Origin of the sequence: Mycolicibacterium sediminis (assembly GCF_010731735.1) — a bacterium.
Classification (GTDB): domain Bacteria; phylum Actinomycetota; class Actinomycetes; order Mycobacteriales; family Mycobacteriaceae; genus Mycobacterium; species Mycobacterium sediminis.
Map to the genome: position 1 here is coordinate 1,251,011 of NZ_AP022588.1, position 22,318 is coordinate 1,273,328.

Here is a 22,318-nt window from a genome sequence, read left to right on the forward strand (position 1 = left end):
CTGACCGCGTCGCTTTGCGAAAGGACCATCGGCGATGGCGCTCGTCCCACTCAATCTGCTCGTGTCGCACGACGGGAAGTCGAAGCGGCAGCACATCCTCTGCCGGTACAAGTGCGGTGACGCGTGCTCGAAGCCCGTCCCCAACACCAGCGAAAACGAGTACTTCGGGGACATCGTCAAGGCGTTGTCTCGACGGTCGGTGCTGCAGGCCAGTGGCGTCGCCGTGCTCGCCGTCGGCGCAGGCTCAGTGCTGGCCGCGTGCTCGCCGGGTGAATCCAGCACGCCCGCAACGTCGTCCGCAGCGCCCGCAGTGCCTCAAACGCTGCCCGGCATGAAGTTCGACGCCATTGCGCCCAACAGCTCGGACGCCGTCGTCATCCCCAGCGGATACCAGCAGGGCGTCGTCATCAGCTGGGGCGACCCCGTTCTCCCCGGCGCACCGGGGTTCGACGTCGCCAAGCAGACCGCCGCCGGGCAGCGTCAGCAATTCGGGTTCAACAACGACTTCGCAGCCATGCTGCCGATCGAGGGACAAGCCGGCCGGTTCCTGCTCGTGACCAACTTCGAGTACGTCACGCCGCAATTCATGTTCCCCGGCTACCAGGCCGACGCTCCGACGCGCGAGCAGTTCGACATCGAGATCGCTGCAGTCGGCATGGGCGTCGTGGAGGTCGAGCGCACACCCCAGGGTGGCCTGCGCCCCGTGATGGGCCGCTACAACCGGCGCATCACCGCAGACACCCCGTTCACGCTGACCGGCCCCGCCGCGGGTGCGGACTTCGTCAAGACCGCCGCCGACCCTACCGGCCGCACCGTCGCGGGCACCTTCGCCAACTGCTCCGGCGGGGTCACCCCGTGGGGCACCGTCCTGTCCGGCGAGGAGAACTTCCACACCTACTTCGGCGCGGCCGAGGGCGCACCCCCGGTGAACCCCGTGGACACGGAACGACACGACCGCTACGGCGTCAAGCTCGAACCCTCCGAATTACTCTGGGAGACATTCGATCCTCGCTTCGACGCAGCGAAGTCACCGAACGAGATGAACCGCTTCGGCTACGTCGTCGAGGTCAACCCGTGGGACCCCAACTCGACGCCGGTCAAGCACTCCGCGATGGGCCGCCTCAAGCACGAGGGCGCCAATGTCTACGTCACCGGCGACGGCAGCGTGGTCGCCTACACCGGCGACGACGAGCGCTTCGACTACATGTACAAGTTCGTCTCGGCCAGGAAGATCCAGCCCGGACGCGATGCCGCCGCGATGGCCAACAACATGGCCATCCTCGACGAGGGCACGCTGTACGTCGCGAAGCTGACCAGCGACATCCCCGCGTCCGAGATCGACGGCTCGGGCACGCTGCCCGCCAAGGGCTCGTTCGCCGGCAGCGGCACGTGGCTGCCGCTGCTCAGGTCCGGTGCAGGCGGGCAGGCCGAGTCGCTGGTGCCCGGCATGAGCCCGCAGGAGGTCGCGGTGTTCACCCGCCTGGCCGCCGACAAGGCGGGCGCCACCAAGATGGACCGCCCGGAGGACTTCGAGGCCAATCCGAAGACCGGCAAGGTGTACGTCGCACTGACCAACAACGACGAACGTGGCGCTCCCGGTGAGGCAGCCGTCGACGCGGTCAACCCCCGCAACGACAACAAGAGCGGACAGGTCCTCGAGATCACCGACGACCACACCGGCACCGAGTTCACCTGGGACCTGCTGCTGGTCTGCGGCGACCCGGCCGCAGCCGACACCTACTTCGCCGGCTTCGACAAGACCAAGGTCAGCCCGATCTCCTGCCCCGACAACCTCGCCTTCGACAGCCACGGCAACCTCTGGATCTCCACCGACGGCAACGCGCTGGACTCCAACGACGGCCTGTTCGCGGTCGCGCTCGACGGGCCCAACCGGGGCGAGACCAAGCAGTTCCTCACCGTCCCACTGGGTGCGGAGACCTGCGGTCCGGTCATCACCGACGACTTCGTCACCGTGTCCGTGCAGCACCCGGGCGAGAACGACGACAACAGCATCGACGACCCGTTGTCCCGCTGGCCCGAGGGCGGCAACGGCACGGCGCGTCCGTCGGTGGTCGCGGTGTGGCGCAACGGCGGGAACATCGGGGTCTAGTTCTTCCGGCGAGCCACCCCGGCGAGCAGTCGTGAACTCCCCTGAATGTGCCCGGATGAGGGGAGTCCGCGTCTGCTCGCGGGAGAAGGGGTATGGGTAGAGACATGACTTCTCCCGAGCTTCCCGTCCGCGTCGCGGTCCAACTGCAGCCCCAGCACTCCTCGAATTACGGCCTCATGCGCGACGCCGTGAAGCGCGCCGAGGACATCGGCGTGGACGTCGCCTTCAACTGGGACCACTTCTTCCCGCTGTACGGCGATCCCGACGGTGCCCACTACGAGTGCTGGACCATGCTCGGCGCGTGGGCGGAGCAGACGTCGCGCATCGAGATCGGCGCCCTGGTGACGTGCAACTCCTACCGCAACCCCGAGCTGCTCGCCGACATGGCCCGCACCGTCGACAACATCTCCGACGGCAGGCTGATCCTCGGCATCGGCTCGGGCTGGAAGGAGAAGGACTACGACGAGTACGGCTACGAGTTCGGCACCGCGGGGAGCCGTCTCGACGACCTCGCCGGTGCGTTCCCCCGCATCGTCTCGCGGCTGGGCAAGCTCAACCCGCAGCCCGTTCGCGAGATCCCGATCCTGATCGGCGGCCAGGGCGAGAAGAAGACGCTGCGGATGGTCGCCGAGTACGCGCACATCTGGCACGGCTTCACCGACGCCAGCACCTACCCCGCCAAGGCCGAGGTGCTCGACCGGCACTGCGCCGACGTCGGCCGCGACCCGGCGGCCATCGAGCGGTCCTCGGGCGTGCCGGAGAAGGACGTCGACACGATGATCGCCGGCGCAGAGTCGCTCGTCGGCCTGGGCGTCACCCTGCTGACCATGGGCGTCAACGGACCGGACTACGACCTCGCGCCCGCCGAGGCTCTGGTCCGCTGGCGCGACGACCGCGCCAAGGGGTAGCGCCGAGGCCATTCCCCCGGGCGTGGCAGCGTGAGACACTTCACCACGCCATGCCCAAGAAGTACGGGGTCAAAGAGAAGGATCTGGTGGTCACGCACGTCGTGAACCTGATCCTGACGGGCAAGCTGCGCTCCGGTGACCGGCTGGACCGCACCGAGATCGCCGACGAGCTGGGGCTGAGCCGAGTTCCCGTGCAGGAGGCGCTCGTTCAGCTCGAGCGCGACGGCGTGGTGTCCACCCGCTACCACCGCGGCGCCTTCGTCGAACGCTTCGACGAGAACGCCGTGCGCGAGCACCACGAGCTGTACGGCGTACTCAACGGCATCGCGTCGGCGCGCGCGGCCGAGCACCCGACCGCCGAGCTGACCGACGAACTCGGCGGCGTGCTCGACGGGCTACGCAGCGGTCCGGAGCCGAAGGGCCTGCAGGAGGGCGCCGTCCGGTTCCGGCGCGCCGTCGTCGACCGCTACGCCGGGCCCCGCCTGCAGGCCGCCATCATCGCCGCCACGACGCTGATGCCGAGCACGTTCTGGCCGGTCTACTTCGACGGTCACGGCGAGCTGGTGGACCTCTACGAGGCGGAGCTGGCCGCGATCTCGGGACACGCCCCCGAGGCCGCCCGCGCCGCCTGCGTGCGGCGTGCCGCCATCATGGGCCAGACCATGGTGGCCGAACTGGTTCGGCGGCGCGTCATCCCGCCGTCGCACTTCCCGACCGTTTCATTCTGAACGCGGGTAAGTGGGCGGCCATCGGGCGGCGACCGTTACGTTCTCCTGATGACGCGCGACGGGTTGCTCAAGACCACCGTCCTGTTCCTCGTCCTCGCGACGATGTTCGGCCTGGGCATGGCGGCGCCGAGCGCACGTGCCGACCAGTGCGCGCCGCCGGGCGAGCAGAGCGCGAGCGCGCTGCCGACCAACCTCGCGGAGGCCGCGCAGGGACCGGGCGCGGACAAGTACACGACCCCCACCGTCGAACCGCTCGCGAGCATCGACGTCAACCGGCTGGGCCTCGGCACCCCGGGCGTCCTCACCGTGGGAACCCTGTCGGATGCACCGCCGAGCATCTGCATCGATTCGAGCGGCCAGTTCACCGGCTTCGACAACGAGCTACTGCGCGCCGTCGCCGAGAAGCTGGGGTTGCGGGTCAACTTCGTCGGTACCGACTTCTCCGGCCTGCTCGCGCAGGTGGCGTCGCGGCGCTTCGACGTGGGGTCGTCGTCGATCACCACCACCGACGCCCGTCGGCAGACCGTCGGATTCACCAACGGCTACGACTTCGGCTACTTCTCCCTGGTGGTGCCGGGCGGCTCTCCGATCAAGGGGTTCGGCGACCTGGCGGCCGGGCAGCGGATCGGCGTCGTGCAGGGCACGGTGCAGGAGGCCTACGTCGTCGACACCCTCGGCCTGGACCCCGTGAAGTTCCCGGACTACAACACCCTGTACGCCAGCCTCAAGACGCGGCAGATCGACGCGTGGGTGGCCCCGTCGCAGCAGGCGCAGGGCACCATCCAGGCGGGCGATCCGACCGAGATCATCGAGAACACGTTCAGCCTGGACAACTTCGTCGCCTACGCGGTTGCCAAGGAGAACCAGCCGCTCATCGACGCGCTCAACTCGGGTCTGGACGCCGTGATCGCCGACGGCACCTGGGCGCGGCTCTACACCGACTGGGTGCCCCGCGCGCTGCCGAACGGATGGAAGCCCGGATCCAAGGCCGCGCCGGTACCGCAGCTGCCCGACTTCACCGCGATCGCGGCCGCCGGCGCCGCCGAGGCGGGCCCGCGGGCGGCACCACCGGCGCCGAAGTCGACACTCGCGCAACTCAAGGACACGTTCCTCGACTGGGATCTCTACCGGCAGGCCATCCCCGACCTGTTCAAGACCGGCCTGCCGAACACGCTCATCCTGACGTTCTGCGCCAGCATCATCGGGCTGGTGCTCGGCATGGGACTCGCCGTCGCCGGAATCTCGCGGTCCCGCTGGCTGAGGTGGCCCGCCCGGATCTACACCGACATCTTCCGCGGCCTGCCCGAGGTCGTCATCATTTTGCTGATCGGACTCGGCATCGGGCCGATCGTCGGCGGGCTCACGGGCAACAACCCCTACCCGCTCGGCATCGCCGCACTCGGCCTGATGGCCGGAGCGTACATCGGCGAGATCTTCCGCTCCGGCATCCAGAGCGTGGAGGCCGGCCAGCTGGAGGCCTCGCGCGCACTGGGTTTCAGCTACTCGAGTTCGATGCAGCTGGTCGTGATCCCGCAAGGTATCCGACGGGTGTTGCCCGCGTTGGTCAATCAGTTCATCTCGCTGCTGAAGGCGTCGTCGCTGGTGTACTTCCTCGGCCTCATCGCCAGCCAGCGCGAACTGTTCCAGGTGGGCCGTGACCTCAACGCGCAGACCGGCAACCTCTCGCCACTGGTCGCCGCGGGCATCTTCTACCTCGCCCTGACCATCCCGCTGACGCACCTCGTCAACTTCATCGACAACCGGTTGCGCAGCGGCCGCGCCCAGACCGAACCGGACGACCCGCTCGGCCCGGCGGATCCGATCCGGACCCAGGAGATGGTGTGAGTACCCCCACTACCAAGACGACGGCCTTCGAGCCGGTGTCGTTGTCCGCCACCGATATTCACCTCGCCTTCGGTCCGAATGCCGTCCTCCGCGGCGTGGACGTGGACGTCCCCGCGGGCACCACCGCCGCGGTGATCGGCCCCTCCGGCTCGGGCAAGTCGACGCTGTTGCGCACACTGAACCGGCTCTACGAACCGGACAGAGGAGACATCCTGCTCGACGGCAAGTCCGTGCTGGGCGACAACCCGGATCAGCTGCGGCAGCGGATCGGCATGGTGTTCCAGCAGTTCAACCTGTTCCCGCACCGCACCGTCATCGACAACGTGACCCTGGGTCCGCGCAAGCTCAAGAAGCTCGGCGCCGACGCTGCGCGCGATCTCGGGATGGAGCACCTCGAGCGAGTTGGCCTGCGGCACAAGGCCGAGGTGCGGCCGGGCACGCTGTCGGGCGGCCAGCAGCAGCGGGTCGCGATAGCGCGGGCACTCGCCATGTCACCGCAGGTGATGTTCTTCGACGAGGCCACCTCGGCGCTCGACCCGGAATTGGTCAAGGGGATCCTCGCGCTCATCGCCGACCTCGCGGGCGACGGCATGACCATGGTCGTGGTGACGCACGAGATGGGGTTCGCCCGGTCGACGGCCGACTCGCTGGTGTTCATGGACCACGGCCGGGTCGTCGAGACCGGGCCGCCGGAGCAGTTGTTCGAGTCCGCGGAAACCGACAGGTTGCGCCAGTTCCTGTCCCAGGTGCTGTAAAGCGGCATCTTCGGCTGCTGACAGCAGCTGACAGGTTAGACTAGCGAATTATGGTGGAAACCGAACCGCAGGTCACTGAACTGGCCGGGGAGCTGCAGCAGGTGCTCTCCAAGCTGTTCTCCGTGCTCCGGCGCACCGGCGACACCCATAGGAACGACGACCAACCCGGTGCGGACCTCACGCTCGCGCAATTGTCGATCCTGTTGACGCTGCTCGACCTCGGGCCGATCCGCATGACGGAGCTCGCCGCCCACGAACGCGTCCGCACGCCGACCACCACCGTCGCGATCCGCCGGCTGGAGAAGCTCGGTCTGGTGAAGCGGTCGCGGGATCCGTCGGACCTGCGCGCCGTCCTCGTCGACGTCACCCCGCGCGGTCTCGTGCAGCACCGCGAGGCGCTCGCGACCCGGCGGGCGGCGCTGGCGGCGATGCTGACCAAGCTCACCCCCGAGGAGCGTGACGCGCTCGCCGCCGCACTGGCCCCGCTGACCCGGCTCACCGAACAAGCCGTGACCTGAGTTCTCAGCCGCGCAACCCGAATTCAGTCCGATTTAGTTTGTGGCGAGCGAGATTGGGCTGATCGACGTGCCGGCGAGGTCGACATCGGCGGGACGGCCGCACAAGCGCTGCCACCGCCGTGCGTATCGGGCCGTCCACCACATGCCGGCCCGAGTATTTCGCCCAACTCGAGAACACCCAGGCGTTGGCGAGACTACGTTGTCGAAAGGGAGTACCGCAGTCGCGGCAGGTCGAGGAGTCCACGGGTTTGTCGAGTCTTGGTGTGCAGGAGCTCGTAGACCGGCTCGCGACGCAACTGCAACGGTCGATCACCGTCACAGACCCCGAACTGAGAATGCGCGCGATCAGCTCGCACTACAGCGACGAGGACCAAGCCCGCATTCGCGCAATCCTCGCGCGCGCGGCCGTTCCCGAGGTGTACCGCTACATGCACTCGTTTGGCCTTCGAGGATGGACCGCCCCGGGCAGGATACCGGCCGAGCCGTCGCTGGGCTTCAAGGAGCGCTTGATCATCCCCGTACGCCGCGGGTCCAACCTGCTCGCGTTGCTCATGATCATCGACGAGTCTGGGGAGGGCCTCGCCGATGACCACATGCACTCGACGCTGGAGACGGCGCGATCGCTCGCCAGCGTCCTAGATCCCGGGCGGCATGACGATCAAGAGCGCCGCGCTTCGCGTGCCGCCCTCCTGGTAGACCTGCTGAGCGACGACGAGAACGTCCGCCTTGCGGCAGTTGCCACCGCACCGCAGGTCATGAACGGTCCGATACCTGGTGTCCTCGTCATGACAATGCTGATCGACTCCGAGGACGCCTCCACCGACGACGTCGCGTCGACCATCGACGCGGGTCTCGCGACTGCCGAGTCGAGAATTGGCATGGGCTTGCTGCATTCGTACGACGGTCGCGCGGCGACGGTCGCGCTGATCAGTGAACCGTCGATCACCGACACGCAGGTTTCGTCAATGGGTCGAACGGTCCTGGGATCAGTGGCCGCCCTACTCGGCCCCGACGCGTCCTGCGTGCTGGGGCTGCCCGCGGACTCGGCGCCTCCGGCCGAAATGGCTCGGCGCCGTCACCAGTCGTCGCTGGCTGCGCGTGCGGCGTGGCTCTTGCCACGTTTTCCGCCAGTGACGGCGTTCGCCGACCTCGGCGCGTTCGCCGCGCTTCTTCAGATCCCCTTCGAGCGGCTCCACGATCTGGTCCCAACCGGGCTGCATCGACTTGTGGATCACGACACACACGGCATACTCATCCCTACCCTGGCCTGCTATCTGAGCAAGGCCGGGTCGATTCCCGAGACGGCCAATCAGATGTCGTTGCATCGGACTTCGCTCTACTACCGGCTGAACCAGATTGAGGACAAGCTGGAGATGAAGCTCCGCGACGGCGAGGCACGCCAGCGCATCCACCTCGGGCTTCAAACGATGGAACTGGTCGACGCATACCGGACACGTGGGTCCGCGCCGACCGCGTCCTGAGGCTTCCTACAAACCGTGCAAAGTGCCCGCACCGACTTGAGACAAGGTGCGGTTGTGGTGCGAGTCACATCCGGAAACCATGGGTTGAGTACCCCAAACAGTCACCCGGATAGGCAAAGGAACCCACCGCATGACGGACACGCTCAATCGCCAGTCGATCTACCAGCCGGAGCAGCAAGGCCTTAAGTTCCCGTCGACACCGCCCTTGGAGACGGTTGCGAAGGAACGCCAGCATCGCAAGGAACGACTGGCAGCCGCATGCCGCGCTTTCGGGAAGTTCGGCTTCAATTACGGCGTTGGCGGCCATCTCACCGTCCGAGACCCCGAGAATCCCTCTCTTTACTGGACGAACCCGTTCGCGGTCGCATTCTCACAGGTCACAGTCTCTTCCCTCGTCCTCGCAGACCATGCGGGCAACGTGGTCGAAGGCGAGTACGCAGTCAACCGTGCAGGCTTCGTCCTGCATTCCGCCATTCACGAAGCGAATCCGGACATCATCGCGTCCTGCCACGCCCACACCGTCCACGGAGCCGCCTGGGCAGCCATGGGCCGCCCTCTCCCGCCCAATTCACAAGACGTGTGCATCTTCTACGAGCATCACGCCGTGATCAGCGAGGAAGCCGGCGCCGTCGTGGTCGAGGTCGACGCGGGCAAGAAGGTGGGTGCCCAGTTTGGTGCCAACAAGGCGGTCATCCATCAGAATCACGGCCTGTTCTCGGCCGGAACACACAGCATCGACGAGGCCGCCTGGTGGTTCATCGCACTCGAGCACGCATGCCGGGTGCAGCTGCTCGTCGAAGCATCGGGCAACCCGCCGAGGCCGGTGTCCCCGGAAGCGGCGCGACATACCCGTCGTCACATCGGATCGCCGTACATGGGCTGGTTGAACTTTCAACCGATCTACGAATCCATCGCCAAAGAGCAGCCCGACTTCCTCAACTGATCCTCTATCACTCCCCCGGCACCGAGCAAAGGAGCCCCCATGTCCAGGACGGACGCTTCACGCAGCCCGCAGGAAGTCGAGAGCGGATCACCCGACCGCGTTCGGGTCACCATCGCCAGCAGTATCGGCGCGACGGTCGAGAACTACGACTTTCTCATCTTCGGAACCGCCGCGGCGCTATACCTCGGTCCCGCGTTCTTTCCGTCGGACCACCCACTGACTGGCACCCTGCTCGCCTTTGCGACATTGGCAGTCGGGTTCGTCATGCGCCCCGTAGGCGGCATCATCGGTGGCCACTTCGGGGATCGAGTTGGTCGTAAACCCGTGCTCGTCGTCTCGCTTCTCGTCATGGGGCTGGCGACCGTCGCGATCGGATTTCTGCCAACCTTCGATCAGGTGGGAATCCTCGCTCCCATTCTGCTCGTGGCGGTTCGCTTGGTCCAAGGCATTGCGCTTGGCGCCGAGTGGGGAGGCGCGATCCTGATGGCATTCGAGCACGCCCCCCGTCGAAGGAAGGGTGTGTTTGCGGCCATCCCGCAAGCGGGAGTGCCGCTAGGTCTTCTGTTGGCCAACCTCGCGTTCTTCGCCACCGCGAACGTCGAGAGCTCACTCGCCTGGCGTATCCCGTTCATGCTCAGCGCCATCCTCGTCGGCATCGGGATCTTCATCCGGTTGCGGCTGTCGGAATCCCCTGAGTTCGAAGACGTGACCGAAAACTCGGAAACGATCCGATTCCCGGTGCTACACGTCCTCCGTCATGACTCCGCCACCGTGCTCCGCGTCATCGGGCTCCGGATGGCCGAGACATGCGCTTTCTATATCACGGTGACCTTCTTGTTGAGCTACCTTGCCCAGAGCGGTGTGGCGGACAAACGTGTTGGCTTGACCGCTATCATCGTGGCCTCCGCGATCGGCCTGTTCACGACCCCGTTCTTCGGCGCTCTGTCCGACCGTTTTGGCCGTCGGCCGGTCTACATCGCCGGATGTCTCGTCACCACCGCGATCGCATTTCCCCTGTTCTGGATGGTCAACTCCGGATCCGTCTGGCTGATCGTCCTCGGAGTCGTTCTCGCTCAGGCCATTGCCCACGATTGCCTGGCCGGCGTCCAAGGCGCGTACTTCTCAGAGTTGTTCAACACCCGCACTCGCCAATCAGGCGCATCGCTGGGGTACCAACTCTCGGCGTCCATCAGCGGCTTCATCCCGCTGATCGCCTCCGCTCTGGCCGCCAGCGTGGGGTGGGTCGGAGTGGCGGGACTGATGGCGGTGGTGGGACTTATCGGACTCGTCTCGGCGATGTCCACACGCGAGACGTGGCCGGCGAGCAAGCGGTCTCCGCACGAAGTGTTCGGCGCACCGGACGACGAACCGGGCCGGGAAGCTGCCGGCGCACGAGTCAATTGATCGGACGCTTCAGGAACGTAGCCGACGATAATTCGCCCAGTCTTTTTGAGGAATCATGAATACTCTCACCACCTCCGCAACGCCGCTCGCCCTCGATGTAACCAGCAAGCGATCCGCTGGCGAAGCCACCGAAAACGGGATGGTCGAGACTGGTGTTCACACCGGCGTGCAGACCATCGTGCACGCACTCATCGCCCAGCGTGCCCGCGATCGTCGCAATGGAATCAACTCTGCGACGTTCGTGTCCGGCTATCAGGGCTCGCCACTGGGGGGCCTTGACACGCTCCTCGCCGACACCGCTGGGCTCGACGAGCAGCATTCAATCAAGCTATCCCAGGGTGTCAACGAAGAGCTCGCCGCGACAGCCGTCTGGGGCAGCCAGCAGACGCTACCGAGCGGCGCGCGGCGCGTCGACGGCGTCCTCGGGGTGTGGTACGGCAAGGGTCCCGGCCTCGACCGAGCTTCCGACGCCATCCGCCACGCCAACCTCTACGGAACGGACCCCCGAGGCGGGGTCGTCGCCTACGTCGGGGACGATCCCGCCTGCAAGTCCTCGACGCTGCCGTTCGTGAGCGATGCGACACTGGCAGCACTCAAGATTCCCTTCTTCTACCCCCGCAACGCGGACGAGATCGTCGAGCACACGGTGCGGGCAGTCGAGCTGTCGCGGGCTTCCGGATGCTGGGTCGCGGTCAAGATCGTGGCAGACGTCGCGGACGGCCTCTGGATGCTTGAGCGAGACGTGGCCGGTCTCGAAATCACCCGCCCAGAGATCAACTGGGATGGTCGACCGTGGACCTACGTCCAACGTCGGATCGCGACCCCCGCCGACAGCGTCTTGGCTGAAGCGGACTTGGTCGGACCCCGCTGGAAGATGGTCGAGGCGATGGTCAACGCCAACGACGTCGACTCCGTCGGCGGGGACTTGGAGTCGGCGCGAGTGGGCATCATCGCCGCGGGCGCACCCTATGACGCGACGCGTCAGGCTCTCCAAGACCTTGGGTTCGACGACGGCCAGCTCGCCGAGGACGGCATTCGTACGATGCTGGTCGCGGCGCCCTACCCGCTGAGCGCTCCACGGGTGCTCGACTTCGCGACCGGCCTGGACGTCGTCGTGGTCGTCGAGGAGAAGTCCTCTCTCCTCGAATCACAGGTCAAAGATATTCTCTACCATGCTGATCGACGGCCCACCGTGGTGGGTAAACGCGATGAGAACGGCCAAGTACTGGTGCCGCCGGATGGCGAACTCGTCGCGAATCGACTGCACGGCCCGCTGCGCCGAGTTCTCACACCATACGTACACATTCGACGCGCTCCGTCGACGCGGCTAGCGCTACCCCTTCTGCCGACGCAGCGGACTCCGTACTTCTGCTCCGGATGCCCGCACAACCGCTCAACGGCGGTCCCCGACGGCTCACTGGCGGCGGGCGGGATCGGCTGTCACACCCTGGCCTCGGTATCTGCGCGGGAGGACGCCGCCATCACCGGTTGGACTCAGATGGGTGGTGAAGGTGCCCAGTGGATCGGCCAGGCGGCGTTCACCGACGTCCAGCACATCTTCCAAAACGTCGGCGACGGAACGTACTTCCACTCGGGACAACTAGCCCTTCAGGCGGCGATCGCAGCGGGGGTGAACGTGACCTACAAGGTGCTCTACAACAGCGCGGTCGCCATGACCGGAGCCCAGAGTCCGCAAGGCGGTATGGCCGTTCCGGCACTGACGAGAAAGCTGATGGCCGAGGGCGTCAGGCGGATCATCGTCTGCGCCGACGAACCCGAACGCTACCGACGCGTCAAATTGGCGAAGGGCACGACGCTATGGCCACGCGAGCGCCTCGACGAGGCGCAGCGACTGCTCCGCGAGGTCACCGGAGTAACCGTTCTCATCTACGACCAGCAGTGCGCGGCCAACGCCAGAAGGTTGCGCAAGCGCGGCAAGCTGCCTGCCCGCACCACTCGCGTCGTGATCAACGAGGCGGTGTGCGAAGGCTGCGGCGATTGCGGCGTCAAGAGCAACTGCCTTTCGGTGCAGCCCGTCGAGACGGAGTTCGGTCGGAAGACCCGGATCGACCAGTCTTCCTGCAATACGGACTACTCGTGCCTGGAGGGCGACTGCCCGAGCTTCGTCACCATCGAGGTCAGTCCTGATGAGGACATCAGGCGATCGGCGGCACCGCCGAGCCGACCCGTACCGCCGGTGGTCGCCGACGTCGTGCCGCCCCGCATGCGCAACACCGACATCTTCCTCGCGGGAATCGGGGGCACGGGCATTCTCACCGTGAACCGGATCCTCGCCGCAGCGGCCGCCGATGCCGGCTATCGCGCCTCGGGTCTGGATCAGACGGGTCTAAGTCAGAAGGCCGGCCCCGTGGTGTCCCATCTGCGGATTACATCCGATGAGGTGGCGGCCACCAACCGAGTGGGAGAAGGCGGAGCCGACCTCCTCCTTGCCTTCGATCTCCTCGTTGCCGCGGACGCCAAATCCGCGGGATACGCAGACCCCGAGCGTACGACGACGATCGCGTCCACCAGCAAGACGCCGACCGGCGACATGGTCTTCGACGGCAGCACGGCCTATCCCGACGATCGGATGCTGATCGAGCGGATGCGCAGCCGCTCAAGACAGGTCTGCACAATCGATGCCCTGGCGGTGGCCAAGGAGGTGCTGGGGTCTACCACCGCGGCCAACCTGCTACTGGTCGGCATGGCGTATCAGAACGGGAGTCTACCTATCCCAGAGGTGCATCTGGAGAACGCCATGCGCGCCAACGGCGTTGCCGTGCAGGCGAACATCGCCGCCTTCCGGTGGGGACGTGCGATCGCCGTCGATCCCGACTGCGTGCCGATTCGACAGCCCACACTGCGCCAGGTGAACCAGCGGGTGGAAGCCGCTGTCATGAAGGCCGGCTTCGCCGGAGCGACGTTGCGGTTGGCGAAGATCCGCGCCCAGAACTTGGTCGGCTACCAGAGCGAGCGCTTAGCGCTCACCTACGTCGACGACCTCCGGGCCGTCTGGCATGCCGAACGCGCACTCGGGTCGTCGACGGGACTCAGTGAGGCCGCCGCCCGCTACCTCTACAAGCTGATGGCATACAAGGACGAATACGAGGTCGCCCGGTTGCTGACCGACCCGGAGTTCCTCACCGAGGCCCAGTCCGTGGTCCCCAGCGGTCGGTTGAGTTTTCAGCTCCATCCGCCCATCCTGCGCGCGCTCGGAATGCACCGGAAGATCTCGTTGAGGCCGTGGACTCGCCCTATTCTCAGGCTGCTCGCCCGCGGGCGCTTCCTGCGCGGGACGCCGCTCGATCCGTTCGGTTCGGCCAAGGTAAGGCGCCTAGAGCGCACCCTGGTCGCAGAATACCGGGGCCAACTTCGCAACAGCGTCGCGTGCCTCTCGGCGCGTTCCTACGACCGCGCGGTGGCGCTCGCCGAGGCGCCGGACCTCATCCGAGGTTACGAAGAAGTCAAGCTCAAGAACGTCGCCCGGTACTACGACCGAGTGCAGGAACTCACCATCGCATGACCATGATGCGAGAGACGCCCGAAGCCACATCCGTTCCCACTCCCGAACGCATTGCCGACCGGCTATATCACGACGACAGCCCGACGGATGTGCTCGAGGTCCGCGAGTTGGTCAGGTCCATGGCTCGCGACGTGGTGGCGCCCGTGGCGGCACGTATCGCCAACGGAGACGAGCGGATCGACGGATTCGCGCGCGACGTGTTCGGGGCCTTGGCCGAGCGCGGACTGTACCGCGTGCCGTTCCCGACTGCGGTGGGCGGCGACGGGCGTGACCACCCAGCAGCGTGCACGGCCGTAGCGGTCGAAGAGCTTGCCTATCACTCGAACTCGATCGCCGCTATGTTCGACGTGCACTGCATTCTGGCCGGCAACGCGCTCGCACAGGGGTCGACCGCTCAGCAGGACGACTGGCTGTTGCCGGTAATCTCGGGCGACGTCGTCGCGGCGTTCGCGACCAGCGAGCCGGCGGCGTCCAGCGATCTGACGCCGGCGGCGGTCCAGACCACTGCCGTACGCACCGCAACGGGCTGGAAGCTGAGGGGGCGAAAGCGATGGATCACGAACGCCGTTGCCGCAGGCGTGATCATTGTCCTGGCCAGCACGGCTGACCGTCTCACCACTTTCATCGTCCCCACCCGTGCCGAAGGGGTGACGATCGGGCCGGCGGACCGCAAGCTCGGAAATCGCGGCCAGATCACGTCCGACGTCATTCTCGACGATGTCGAACTCTCCGACGATCACGTGCTCGGCGAGGTGGGGAACGGCCTCAAGATCGCCCTGCAAACCTTGACGTACGGTCGCATCGGCATCGCTGCGGCGGGTGTCGGGATGGCTCAGGCCGCCTTCGATCACATGGCTCACCACCTCACCACGCGGGAAGCCTTCGGTCGGCGGCTCGGTTCGATGCAGCATTGGCAATTCCTGATGGCGGAACGCGCCACTGAACTAGAGATGGCGCGGTCCCTCTACCTCAAGGCGGCGCTTCGCCTCGACGCCGGCGTTCGGTTCCCCGAGCCCGAGGCGGCGATGGCCAAGATGGTCGGGTCACGTCTCGCCGTGGACATCGCCCGCGACGCCGTGCAGGCCTTCGGTGGGTTCGGCTTCACGATCGAGCGCGGCGGCGACGGTGCTGCAGGCCCAGTCGAGGCGATCTACCGAGATAGCAAGATCGGCGAAATCTACGAGGGCACCAATGAAATCCAACGATGGGTGATCGCCCGCCAGATCCTCGGGCGTGAAATCACCGGTTGACGACTGCCGGTTTCTGGCCGGCCGGCCGTGCGGGCGCGTCGCGCTGCGGAGCTGGTGTCGTCAGCCCGTGTCCACGATCCGGGCAACCTCAGGAGCGCGACACGCGGGGGTGGTTCCATCCCTACTCGGCGTGTCAGCCCAGCCAATCCAGCACGGCCGCAGCGGTCCACGACTGCTGCATGCTGCCCAGCGGCTCGCCCGTGAACGGTTCGTAGTACTCCGCGAACGTCCCGTCGCTGGCTTGGCGCAACCCTTCTCGGCGCAGCATCGCCGACCGCTCGGCCCACCCCCGCCGAGCGAAGCACCACGAGAACAGCCACGTCATCACCGGCCACACCGGACCGCGCCAGTATTCACGGGCGCGGAAGTCCCGCGACACCGGTGACGTCGACGGGATGACGCTGTACTTCAGGTCGGGATGGCCGCAGAACCGCGGACCCTCCAGCAGCCGCAGCACTGCCCGCTCCCGCTCGTGCGGGAGTCCGCCGCACAGCAGCGGGGCAAACTGCGCGACGGTCTCGGTCGAGATCCAGCTCTCCGTGCGGGTGTCGTAATCCCTTGCCGCACCGGTTCGTTCATCGGCGGCCTCGACCACTCCGCCGCGGAACCGGTCGGCCCAGGCGTAGAGGTCACGCACGTCGGCGAGCGGCCGCTTGTAGTCCTCGCCGATCTCGGCCAGCACCGTGCACGCCACCGACAGGATCGCCGAGACGAAGACGTCCTCGACGGCGAAGCTCATCACCTTCTGCAGCAGCTCGTCGTCGTACCGGGCGGACTTCATCTCCTCGACCAGCCACAGGTAGCGGTCGTACTCGAGGTCGGACGGGCGCTGGCTTGCATCGGTGTTGATCTTGTTGTCCTCGCGCTGATACGGAGGCACCTCACCCGGAATCACGTTGGCGTACGCACCATCCCAGCGCGGTGAGTTGTCCATGCCGGACTCCCAGCCGTGGTACAGCGTGACCCGGCCGCGGGAGTGTGGGTCGCGGGCCTCGGCCAGCCAGCGGTGCCAGCGCACCAGATCCGGCCACCGGCGGTCCAGGAACGCCTCGGCGACGGCCCGGGTCGACCGGCCGCGGGTGCGGGCGTTGTCGAGGATGCGCTGCACGGCGATCGCGTGCACCGGCGGCTGCGTGATGCCCGACGTGTGGCGGCCTGCCGGCGCGTTGGGGGTCAGCGCAGAGCACGCCCAGCGGGCGGGGCCGGGGAAGTAGCCGTCGACGCCGTTGGCGAACACGATGTGCGGGATCATCCCGTTGCGCCACTGCGCCGACAGCAGCGTGTCGAGCTCCACGACCGCCCGTTCGACGCTCAGCGGGGCCAGCCCGATCGACACGAACGCGGCGTCCCAGCTCCACATGTGCGGGTACAGCAGGGGTGCGGCGGTGGTCATCGTGCCCAGGTCGTTGCCCCGCAGCAGGTACGCGGCGCGGGCTGCGAGCTGGGTGGACGCGAAGGTCGGGTCGGGTGGCATCGGGTCAATCATGCGACGAAGCCGCCCGCTTCGCAGGTCGGTAACCTCTTGGGCGTGCCTTCGGATGAGCGCTTGCGCGAAGAACAGACTCCATCGGCGATGATCACCGGCGCCTCGGCGGGCCTTGGCAGGGCCATCGCCGCAGCCCTGGCGCCCACCCACACGCTATTCATGGCCGGTCGCCCGTCACGGCGCCTCGACGAGGTCGCCGAGCTGTACGGCGCCACCACGTGGCCGGTGGACCTCGCCGACACCGAGGACGTCGAGACGGTCGTCGAGGCGATCACCGAACTCGACGTGCTGGTCCACAACGCGGGCGTCGCCTATCCGGGCCGAGTGGCCGAGACCATCCCCGAGCAGTGGCGGGCGACCATGGAGGTCAACGTCGTCGGACCCGTCGCGCTGACGCTGGCGCTGCTGCCCGCGCTGCGCGCCGCCCGCGGGCACGTCGTCTTCATCAACTCCGGGTCGGGCATCAACGCCTCCCCCGGCCTCGCGTCGTACTCGGCGAGCAAGTTCGCGCTGCGGTCCTTCGCCGACTCGCTGCGCGCCGACGAGAAGGATCTGCGGGTGACCTCGATCCACCCGGGCCGCATCGACACCGACATGCAGCGCGACCTGATCGCCTACGAGGAGCGCGACTACGTGCCCGAGCAGTTCCTCGCCGCCGAGACCGTCGCGCTGTCGGTCGCGCAGGCGATCGCGACGCCGCCGGACGCGCACGTCCACGAAGTCATCATCCGGCCGCGATAGCCATGGACGTCCACGAGGCATCGATCGCCGACCTGCGCGACGCGCTGGACACCGGCCGGGTCACCGCGGTCGGGCTGCTCGACGCCTACCTCGCGCGCATCGACGCCTACGACCTGAATGCGGTGGTGGTGCGCGACCCCGGTGCCCGCACCGCCGCAGCGGCCTCCGACGCCCGCCGCGCCGCAGGCCGCACGCTCGGTCCGCTCGACGGCATCCCGTACACGGCCAAGGACAGCTACCTCGCGAGCGGGCTGACGGTGGCCGCGGGCAGTCCGGCGTTCGCCGACCTCGTCGCGCAGCAGGATTCGTTCGTGATTGAACGGCTCCGGTCCGCCGGCGCGGTGCTGATCGGGCTGACGAACATGCCGCCGATGGCGAACGGCGGAATGCAGCGCGGACTATACGGACGGGCCGAGAGTCCCTACAGCGTCGATTATCTGACCGCACCCTTCGGATCCGGCTCCTCGAACGGGTCGGGTACCGCGACCGCGGCGTCGATGTGCGCGTTCGGTATCGGCGAGGAGACGTGGTCGTCGGGCCGCGGCCCCGCGTCGAACAACGCACTGTGCGCCTACACCCCGTCGCGTGGCATGATCTCGACCCGCGGCGGCTGGCCGCTGGTGCCCACCATGGACGTCGTGGTGCCGCAGACCCGGTCGATGGCCGACCTCCTCGAGGTGCTCGACGTCGTCGTCGCCCACGACCCCGACACCCGCGGCGACTTCTGGCGCGCCCAGCCGTGGGTGCCGATCCCGCGTGTCGAGGACGTCCGGCCGTCCTCCTTCCGCGACCTCCCCGCACGGGATCTGCGCAGCCTGCGATTCGGCGTCCCGCGGATGTACGTCAACGCCGATCCCGACGCCGGGGTGGAAGCGACGGGCATCGGTGGTCCCACGGGCCAGCGGATCGACACGCGCCCAACGATTCTGGAGCTGTTCGACGCGGCCCGCCGCGACCTCGAGGCGGCCGGTGCGACCGTGGTCGAGGTCGACTTCCCGGTCGTCACCAACTACGAGGGTGACCGTGCGGGCGCCCCGACGCTCACCACCCGCGGACTGGTCGAACCCGAGTTCCTCCGGCACGAGATCTGGGACCTGTCGGCCTGGGCGTGGGACGACTTCCTGCGCGCCAACGGCGATCCCGCGCTGTCCCGCCTCGCCGACGTCGACGGCAGCCGCATCTTCCCGCACCCGGACGGCGCACTGCCCGACCGGTACACCGGCTTCGACGACGACATCAACGAGTACCCCGCGTTCCTGCGCGAGCACCCGATCGACTCGTTCCCGGCCATCCCCGGTCTCGCCGACGGACTCCGCGGACTGGAGGAGACCCGCCGGATCGATCTCGAGGAGTGGCTGGCCGCAACGGGATTGGACGCCGTCATGTTTCCCGCGGTTGCGGACGTCGGTCCGGCCGACATGGACGTGAACCCGGCGTCGGCCGACCTCGGCTGGCGCAACGGCGTGTGGGTGGCGAACGGCAACCTCGCGATCCGGCACCTCGGCATCCCGACGGTGACCGTGCCGATGGGCACGATGGCCGACATCGGGATGCCCGTCGGGTTGACGTTCGCGGGCCGCGCGTACGACGACGTCGCCCTGCTCGGCTACGCCGCGGCGTTCGAGGCGCTCGGTGCGCGCCGCACTCCCCCGCCGCGCACCCCTCCGCTGTAGCGATTCGTGCACGCGCGACCGCGGTGAGCGCGGCTGCGGGTGCACAAATCGCAAGTCAGACGACGATGTTGACCAGTCGGCCGGCGACGACGATCAGCTTCTTCGGCGTGGCGCCCGCGAGGAACGCCGACACCTTCTCGTCGGCGAGCGCGGCGGCCTCCACCGCGTCGGCGTCGGCGTCGGCGGCCACCGTGATGCGGCCGCGCACCTTGCCGTTGACCTGCACCGGGTACTCGACGGTGTCGTCGACCAGGTAGGCCGGATCGGCGACGGGGAACGGCCCGTGCGCCAGCGACGTGTCGTGACCCAGGCGCTGCCACAGCTCCTCGGCCAGGTGTGGCGCCAGCGGCGCGACCATCAGCACGAGCGGCTCCACGGCGGCCCGCGCCGTCACCCCCGCCTTGGTCAGGTGGTTGGTGTATTCGATCAGCTTGGCGGCCGCGGTGTTGTTGCGCAGGGCCGCATAGTCTTCCGCGACGCCGGTGATGGTGCGGTGCAGCAGTCGCAGGGTCTCGTCGTCGACGGCCTCGTGGTCGGCGACCTTCTCGACCCCGGTCTCCTCGTCCACCACGACGCGCCACACGCGCTGGAGGAAGCGGTACGCGCCGACGACGTCCTTGGTGGCCCACGGCCGGGACGCCTCGAGCGGTCCCATCGACATCTCGTACACGCGCAGGGTGTCCGCGCCGTAGTCGTCGCAGATCTCGTCGGGCGACACCGAGTTCTTCAGGCTCTTGCCGATCTTGCCGAACTCCTGCGCGACCTCGATCTCGCCTTCGTCGGCCGGGTAGTAGAACTTCCCGTCGCGTTCGACGACCTTCGACGCCTCGACGTACGAGCCCCGCGAGTCGGTGTAGGCGAACGCCTGGATGTAGCCCTGGTTGACCAGGCGGCGGTACGGCTCGCGGGAACTGACGTGACCGAGGTCGTGGAGCACCTTGTGCCAGAACCGGGAGTACAGCAGGTGCAGCACCGCGTGCTCGACGCCGCCGACGTACAGGTCGACGCCGCCGGGATCGGAAGCGCCGTGCTCGGCGGGCCGCGGGCCCATCCAGTAGGCCTCGTTCTCCTTGTCGCAGAACGTCTCCGAGTTGTGCGGATCGGCGTAACGCAGCTCGTACCAGGAACTCCCCGCCCACTGCGGCATCACGTTGGTGTCGCGGGTGTAGGGCTGCAAGCCGTCACCCAGGTCGAGTTCGACGTTCACCCAGTCGGTCGCCTTGCCCAGCGGCGGCGACGGCTCGCTGTCTGCGTCGTCCGGATCGAACTGTACGGGCGCGTAGTCGGGGATGTCCGGAAGCTGCACCGGCAGCGCCGAATCCGGTAGCGGGTGGGCCCGGCCGTCGGCGTCGTAGACGATCGGGAACGGCTCACCCCAGTACCGCTGGCGCGCGAACAGCCAGTCCCGCAGCTTGTACTCGACGCGGGCGCGGGCGCGGCCCTCCGCCTCCAGGCGGTTGATGACGGCCTCCTTGGCCGACGCGATGCTCAGCCCGTCGAGGTCGCCAGAGTTGACCATGGTCCCGTCACCGCCGTAGGCCGCCTCGGTGACGTCGCCACCGGCGATGACCTCGACCACGGGCAGGCCGAACTCGCGCGCGAACTCCCAGTCCCGCTGGTCGTGCCCCGGCACCGCCATGATCGCGCCGGTCCCGTAGCCTGCCAGCACGTAGTCGGCGATGAACACCGGAACTCGTTGTCCGTTCACCGGATTGGTGGCATACGCGCCGGTGAACGCACCGGTCTTCGACTTGTTCTCCTGGCGCTCGAGGTCGGACTTGGCCGCGATCGCCGCCCGGTAGGTCGACACCGCTTCCGCGGGCGTCGCCGCGCCGAAGGTCCATCGCTCGTCGGTGCCGTCGGGCCATTGACTTCCCACCAGCGCGTCGACCAGTTCGTGTTCCGGCGCCAGCACCATGTACGTCGCACCGAACAGCGTGTCGGGGCGGGTGGTGAACACCTCGACGTCGCCGGCGTCGGTGGCGAAGCGGACCTCGGCACCCGTGGACCGACCGATCCAGTTGCGCTGCATGGCCTTGACCTTGTCCGGCCAGTCCAGCACGTCGAGGTCCTCGAGCAGCCGGTCGGAGTAGGCGGTGATCCGCATCATCCACTGCCGCAGGCGCTTCCGGAACACCGGGAAGTTGCCGCGGTCGCTGCGCCCCTCGGAGGTGACCTCCTCGTTGGCGAGCACGGTGCCCAGTCCGGGGCACCAGTTGACCATCGAGTCGGCGCGGTACACGAGGCGGTAGGAGTCGACGACGTCGCGGCGCTCGCCCTCGGACAGCTCGGCCCAGGACCGGCGGTCGTCCAGCGACCGTGCGCCGGAGTCGAACTCGGCGATCAGCTCGCCGATCGGACGGGCCTTGTCGACCACCGGGTCGAACCACGCGTTGAAGATCTGCAGGAAGATCCACTGCGTCCACTCGTAGAAGTCGACGTCGGTGGTCGAGAAGCTGCGACGGGCATCGTGGCCGAGCCCGAGCCGTCCGAGCTGGCGGCGGAAGTTGACGATGTTCGCCTCGGTACGCGTGCGGGGGTGCGTGCCCGTCTGCACGGCGTACTGCTCGGCGGGCAGGCCGAACGCGTCGAAGCCCAGCGCGTGCAGCACGTTGCGACCGGTCATCCGGAAGTAGCGGGCGTAGACGTCGGTGGCGATGTAGCCCAGCGGGTGGCCGACGTGCAGGCCCTCGCCCGACGGGTACGGGAACATGTCCTGCACGAACATCTTGTCGGCGGGCACGGGCGTGCCGTCGGTCGGCGCCAGCGAGCCGACCGGGTTGGGCACGTGGAACGTGCCGCGCTGGGCCCACGCCTCCTGCCACTGCTGCTCGATCACCCCGGCGAGGTCCGCGTTGTAGCGGTGCTTGGGGGTGTCGGAGGCGTCGACGGGCAGGTCAGTCACGTGAACAGGGTAGTCATCGCCGGCCGCCGAGGGCCCACGAGTACCCCG

Annotated in this window: 15 protein-coding genes; 13 read left to right on the top strand and 2 right to left on the bottom strand. The window is 67.6% G+C overall.

Annotation, left to right across the window (positions count from 1 at the left end; all coding sequences use genetic code 11):
- Positions 1-34 precede the first annotated feature (34 nt).
- From G6N64_RS06170 to G6N64_RS06220, 11 genes are all read left to right on the top strand, one after another.
- A complete protein-coding gene (locus G6N64_RS06170; RefSeq protein ID WP_163796076.1) occupies positions 35-2,110 on the top strand; it encodes a PhoX family protein in 2,076 nt (691 codons plus the stop codon).
- Between the two features lie 104 nt (positions 2,111-2,214).
- Positions 2,215-3,018, top strand: coding sequence for an LLM class F420-dependent oxidoreductase (locus tag G6N64_RS06175; protein ID WP_163796077.1), 804 nt, complete (start codon positions 2,215-2,217; stop codon positions 3,016-3,018).
- A 50-nt stretch (positions 3,019-3,068) separates the two neighbouring features.
- Positions 3,069-3,746, top strand: a complete 678-nt coding sequence (locus G6N64_RS06180; protein ID WP_163796078.1) for a GntR family transcriptional regulator — start codon at positions 3,069-3,071, stop codon at positions 3,744-3,746.
- Positions 3,747-3,848: 102 nt separating this feature from the next.
- Positions 3,849-5,591 (top strand): ABC transporter substrate-binding protein/permease, encoded by a 1,743-nt coding sequence (locus G6N64_RS06185; RefSeq protein WP_409370757.1) that lies wholly within the window; start codon positions 3,849-3,851, stop codon positions 5,589-5,591.
- On the top strand, positions 5,588-6,346 hold the full coding sequence (locus G6N64_RS06190; protein WP_163796080.1) for an amino acid ABC transporter ATP-binding protein: 759 nt from the start codon (positions 5,588-5,590) through the stop codon (positions 6,344-6,346). Before G6N64_RS06185 ends, G6N64_RS06190 begins: the two co-directional genes overlap by 4 nt.
- A gap of 50 nt (positions 6,347-6,396) precedes the next feature.
- Positions 6,397-6,864: a MarR family transcriptional regulator gene (locus G6N64_RS06195; RefSeq protein WP_163796081.1), complete on the top strand. Its 468-nt coding sequence runs from the start codon at positions 6,397-6,399 to the stop codon at positions 6,862-6,864.
- Positions 6,865-7,127: 263 nt separating this feature from the next.
- Entirely contained in the window at positions 7,128-8,345 is a 1,218-nt protein-coding gene (locus G6N64_RS06200; protein ID WP_163796082.1) for a PucR family transcriptional regulator, read from the top strand.
- Positions 8,346-8,475: 130 nt separating this feature from the next.
- Positions 8,476-9,288 (top strand): class II aldolase/adducin family protein, encoded by an 813-nt coding sequence (locus tag G6N64_RS06205; RefSeq protein WP_163796083.1) that lies wholly within the window; start codon positions 8,476-8,478, stop codon positions 9,286-9,288.
- 39 nt (positions 9,289-9,327) lie between these two features.
- Positions 9,328-10,692, top strand: coding sequence for an MFS transporter (locus G6N64_RS06210; RefSeq protein WP_163796084.1), 1,365 nt, complete (start codon positions 9,328-9,330; stop codon positions 10,690-10,692).
- Positions 10,693-10,747: 55 nt separating this feature from the next.
- A complete protein-coding gene (locus G6N64_RS06215) occupies positions 10,748-14,215 on the top strand; it encodes an indolepyruvate ferredoxin oxidoreductase family protein (RefSeq protein ID WP_163796085.1) in 3,468 nt (1,155 codons plus the stop codon).
- Complete coding sequence (locus G6N64_RS06220; protein WP_163796086.1) at positions 14,212-15,465, top strand: acyl-CoA dehydrogenase family protein; 1,254 nt, start codon at positions 14,212-14,214, stop codon at positions 15,463-15,465. Before G6N64_RS06215 ends, G6N64_RS06220 begins: the two co-directional genes overlap by 4 nt.
- 133 nt (positions 15,466-15,598) lie before the next feature.
- Here G6N64_RS06220 and ggh read toward each other — a convergent pair whose 3' ends face one another.
- Positions 15,599-16,939 carry a glucosylglycerate hydrolase gene (ggh, locus tag G6N64_RS06225; RefSeq protein ID WP_163796087.1) on the bottom strand — a complete coding sequence of 447 codons (1,341 nt, stop codon included), beginning with the start codon at positions 16,937-16,939 and terminating at the stop codon, positions 15,599-15,601.
- A gap of 99 nt (positions 16,940-17,038) precedes the next feature.
- Between ggh and G6N64_RS06230 the strand changes: the two genes are divergently transcribed.
- Positions 17,039-17,692, top strand: coding sequence for an SDR family oxidoreductase (locus G6N64_RS06230; protein WP_163801479.1), 654 nt, complete (start codon positions 17,039-17,041; stop codon positions 17,690-17,692).
- A gap of 2 nt (positions 17,693-17,694) precedes the next feature.
- Complete coding sequence (locus G6N64_RS06235) at positions 17,695-19,365, top strand: amidase (protein WP_163796088.1); 1,671 nt, start codon at positions 17,695-17,697, stop codon at positions 19,363-19,365.
- A gap of 55 nt (positions 19,366-19,420) precedes the next feature.
- Here the strand turns inward: G6N64_RS06235 and leuS are convergent, their stop codons facing one another.
- Positions 19,421-22,270 (bottom strand): leucine--tRNA ligase, encoded by a 2,850-nt coding sequence (leuS, locus tag G6N64_RS06240; RefSeq protein ID WP_163796089.1) that lies wholly within the window; start codon positions 22,268-22,270, stop codon positions 19,421-19,423.
- Between the last annotated feature and the right edge of the window lie 48 nt (positions 22,271-22,318).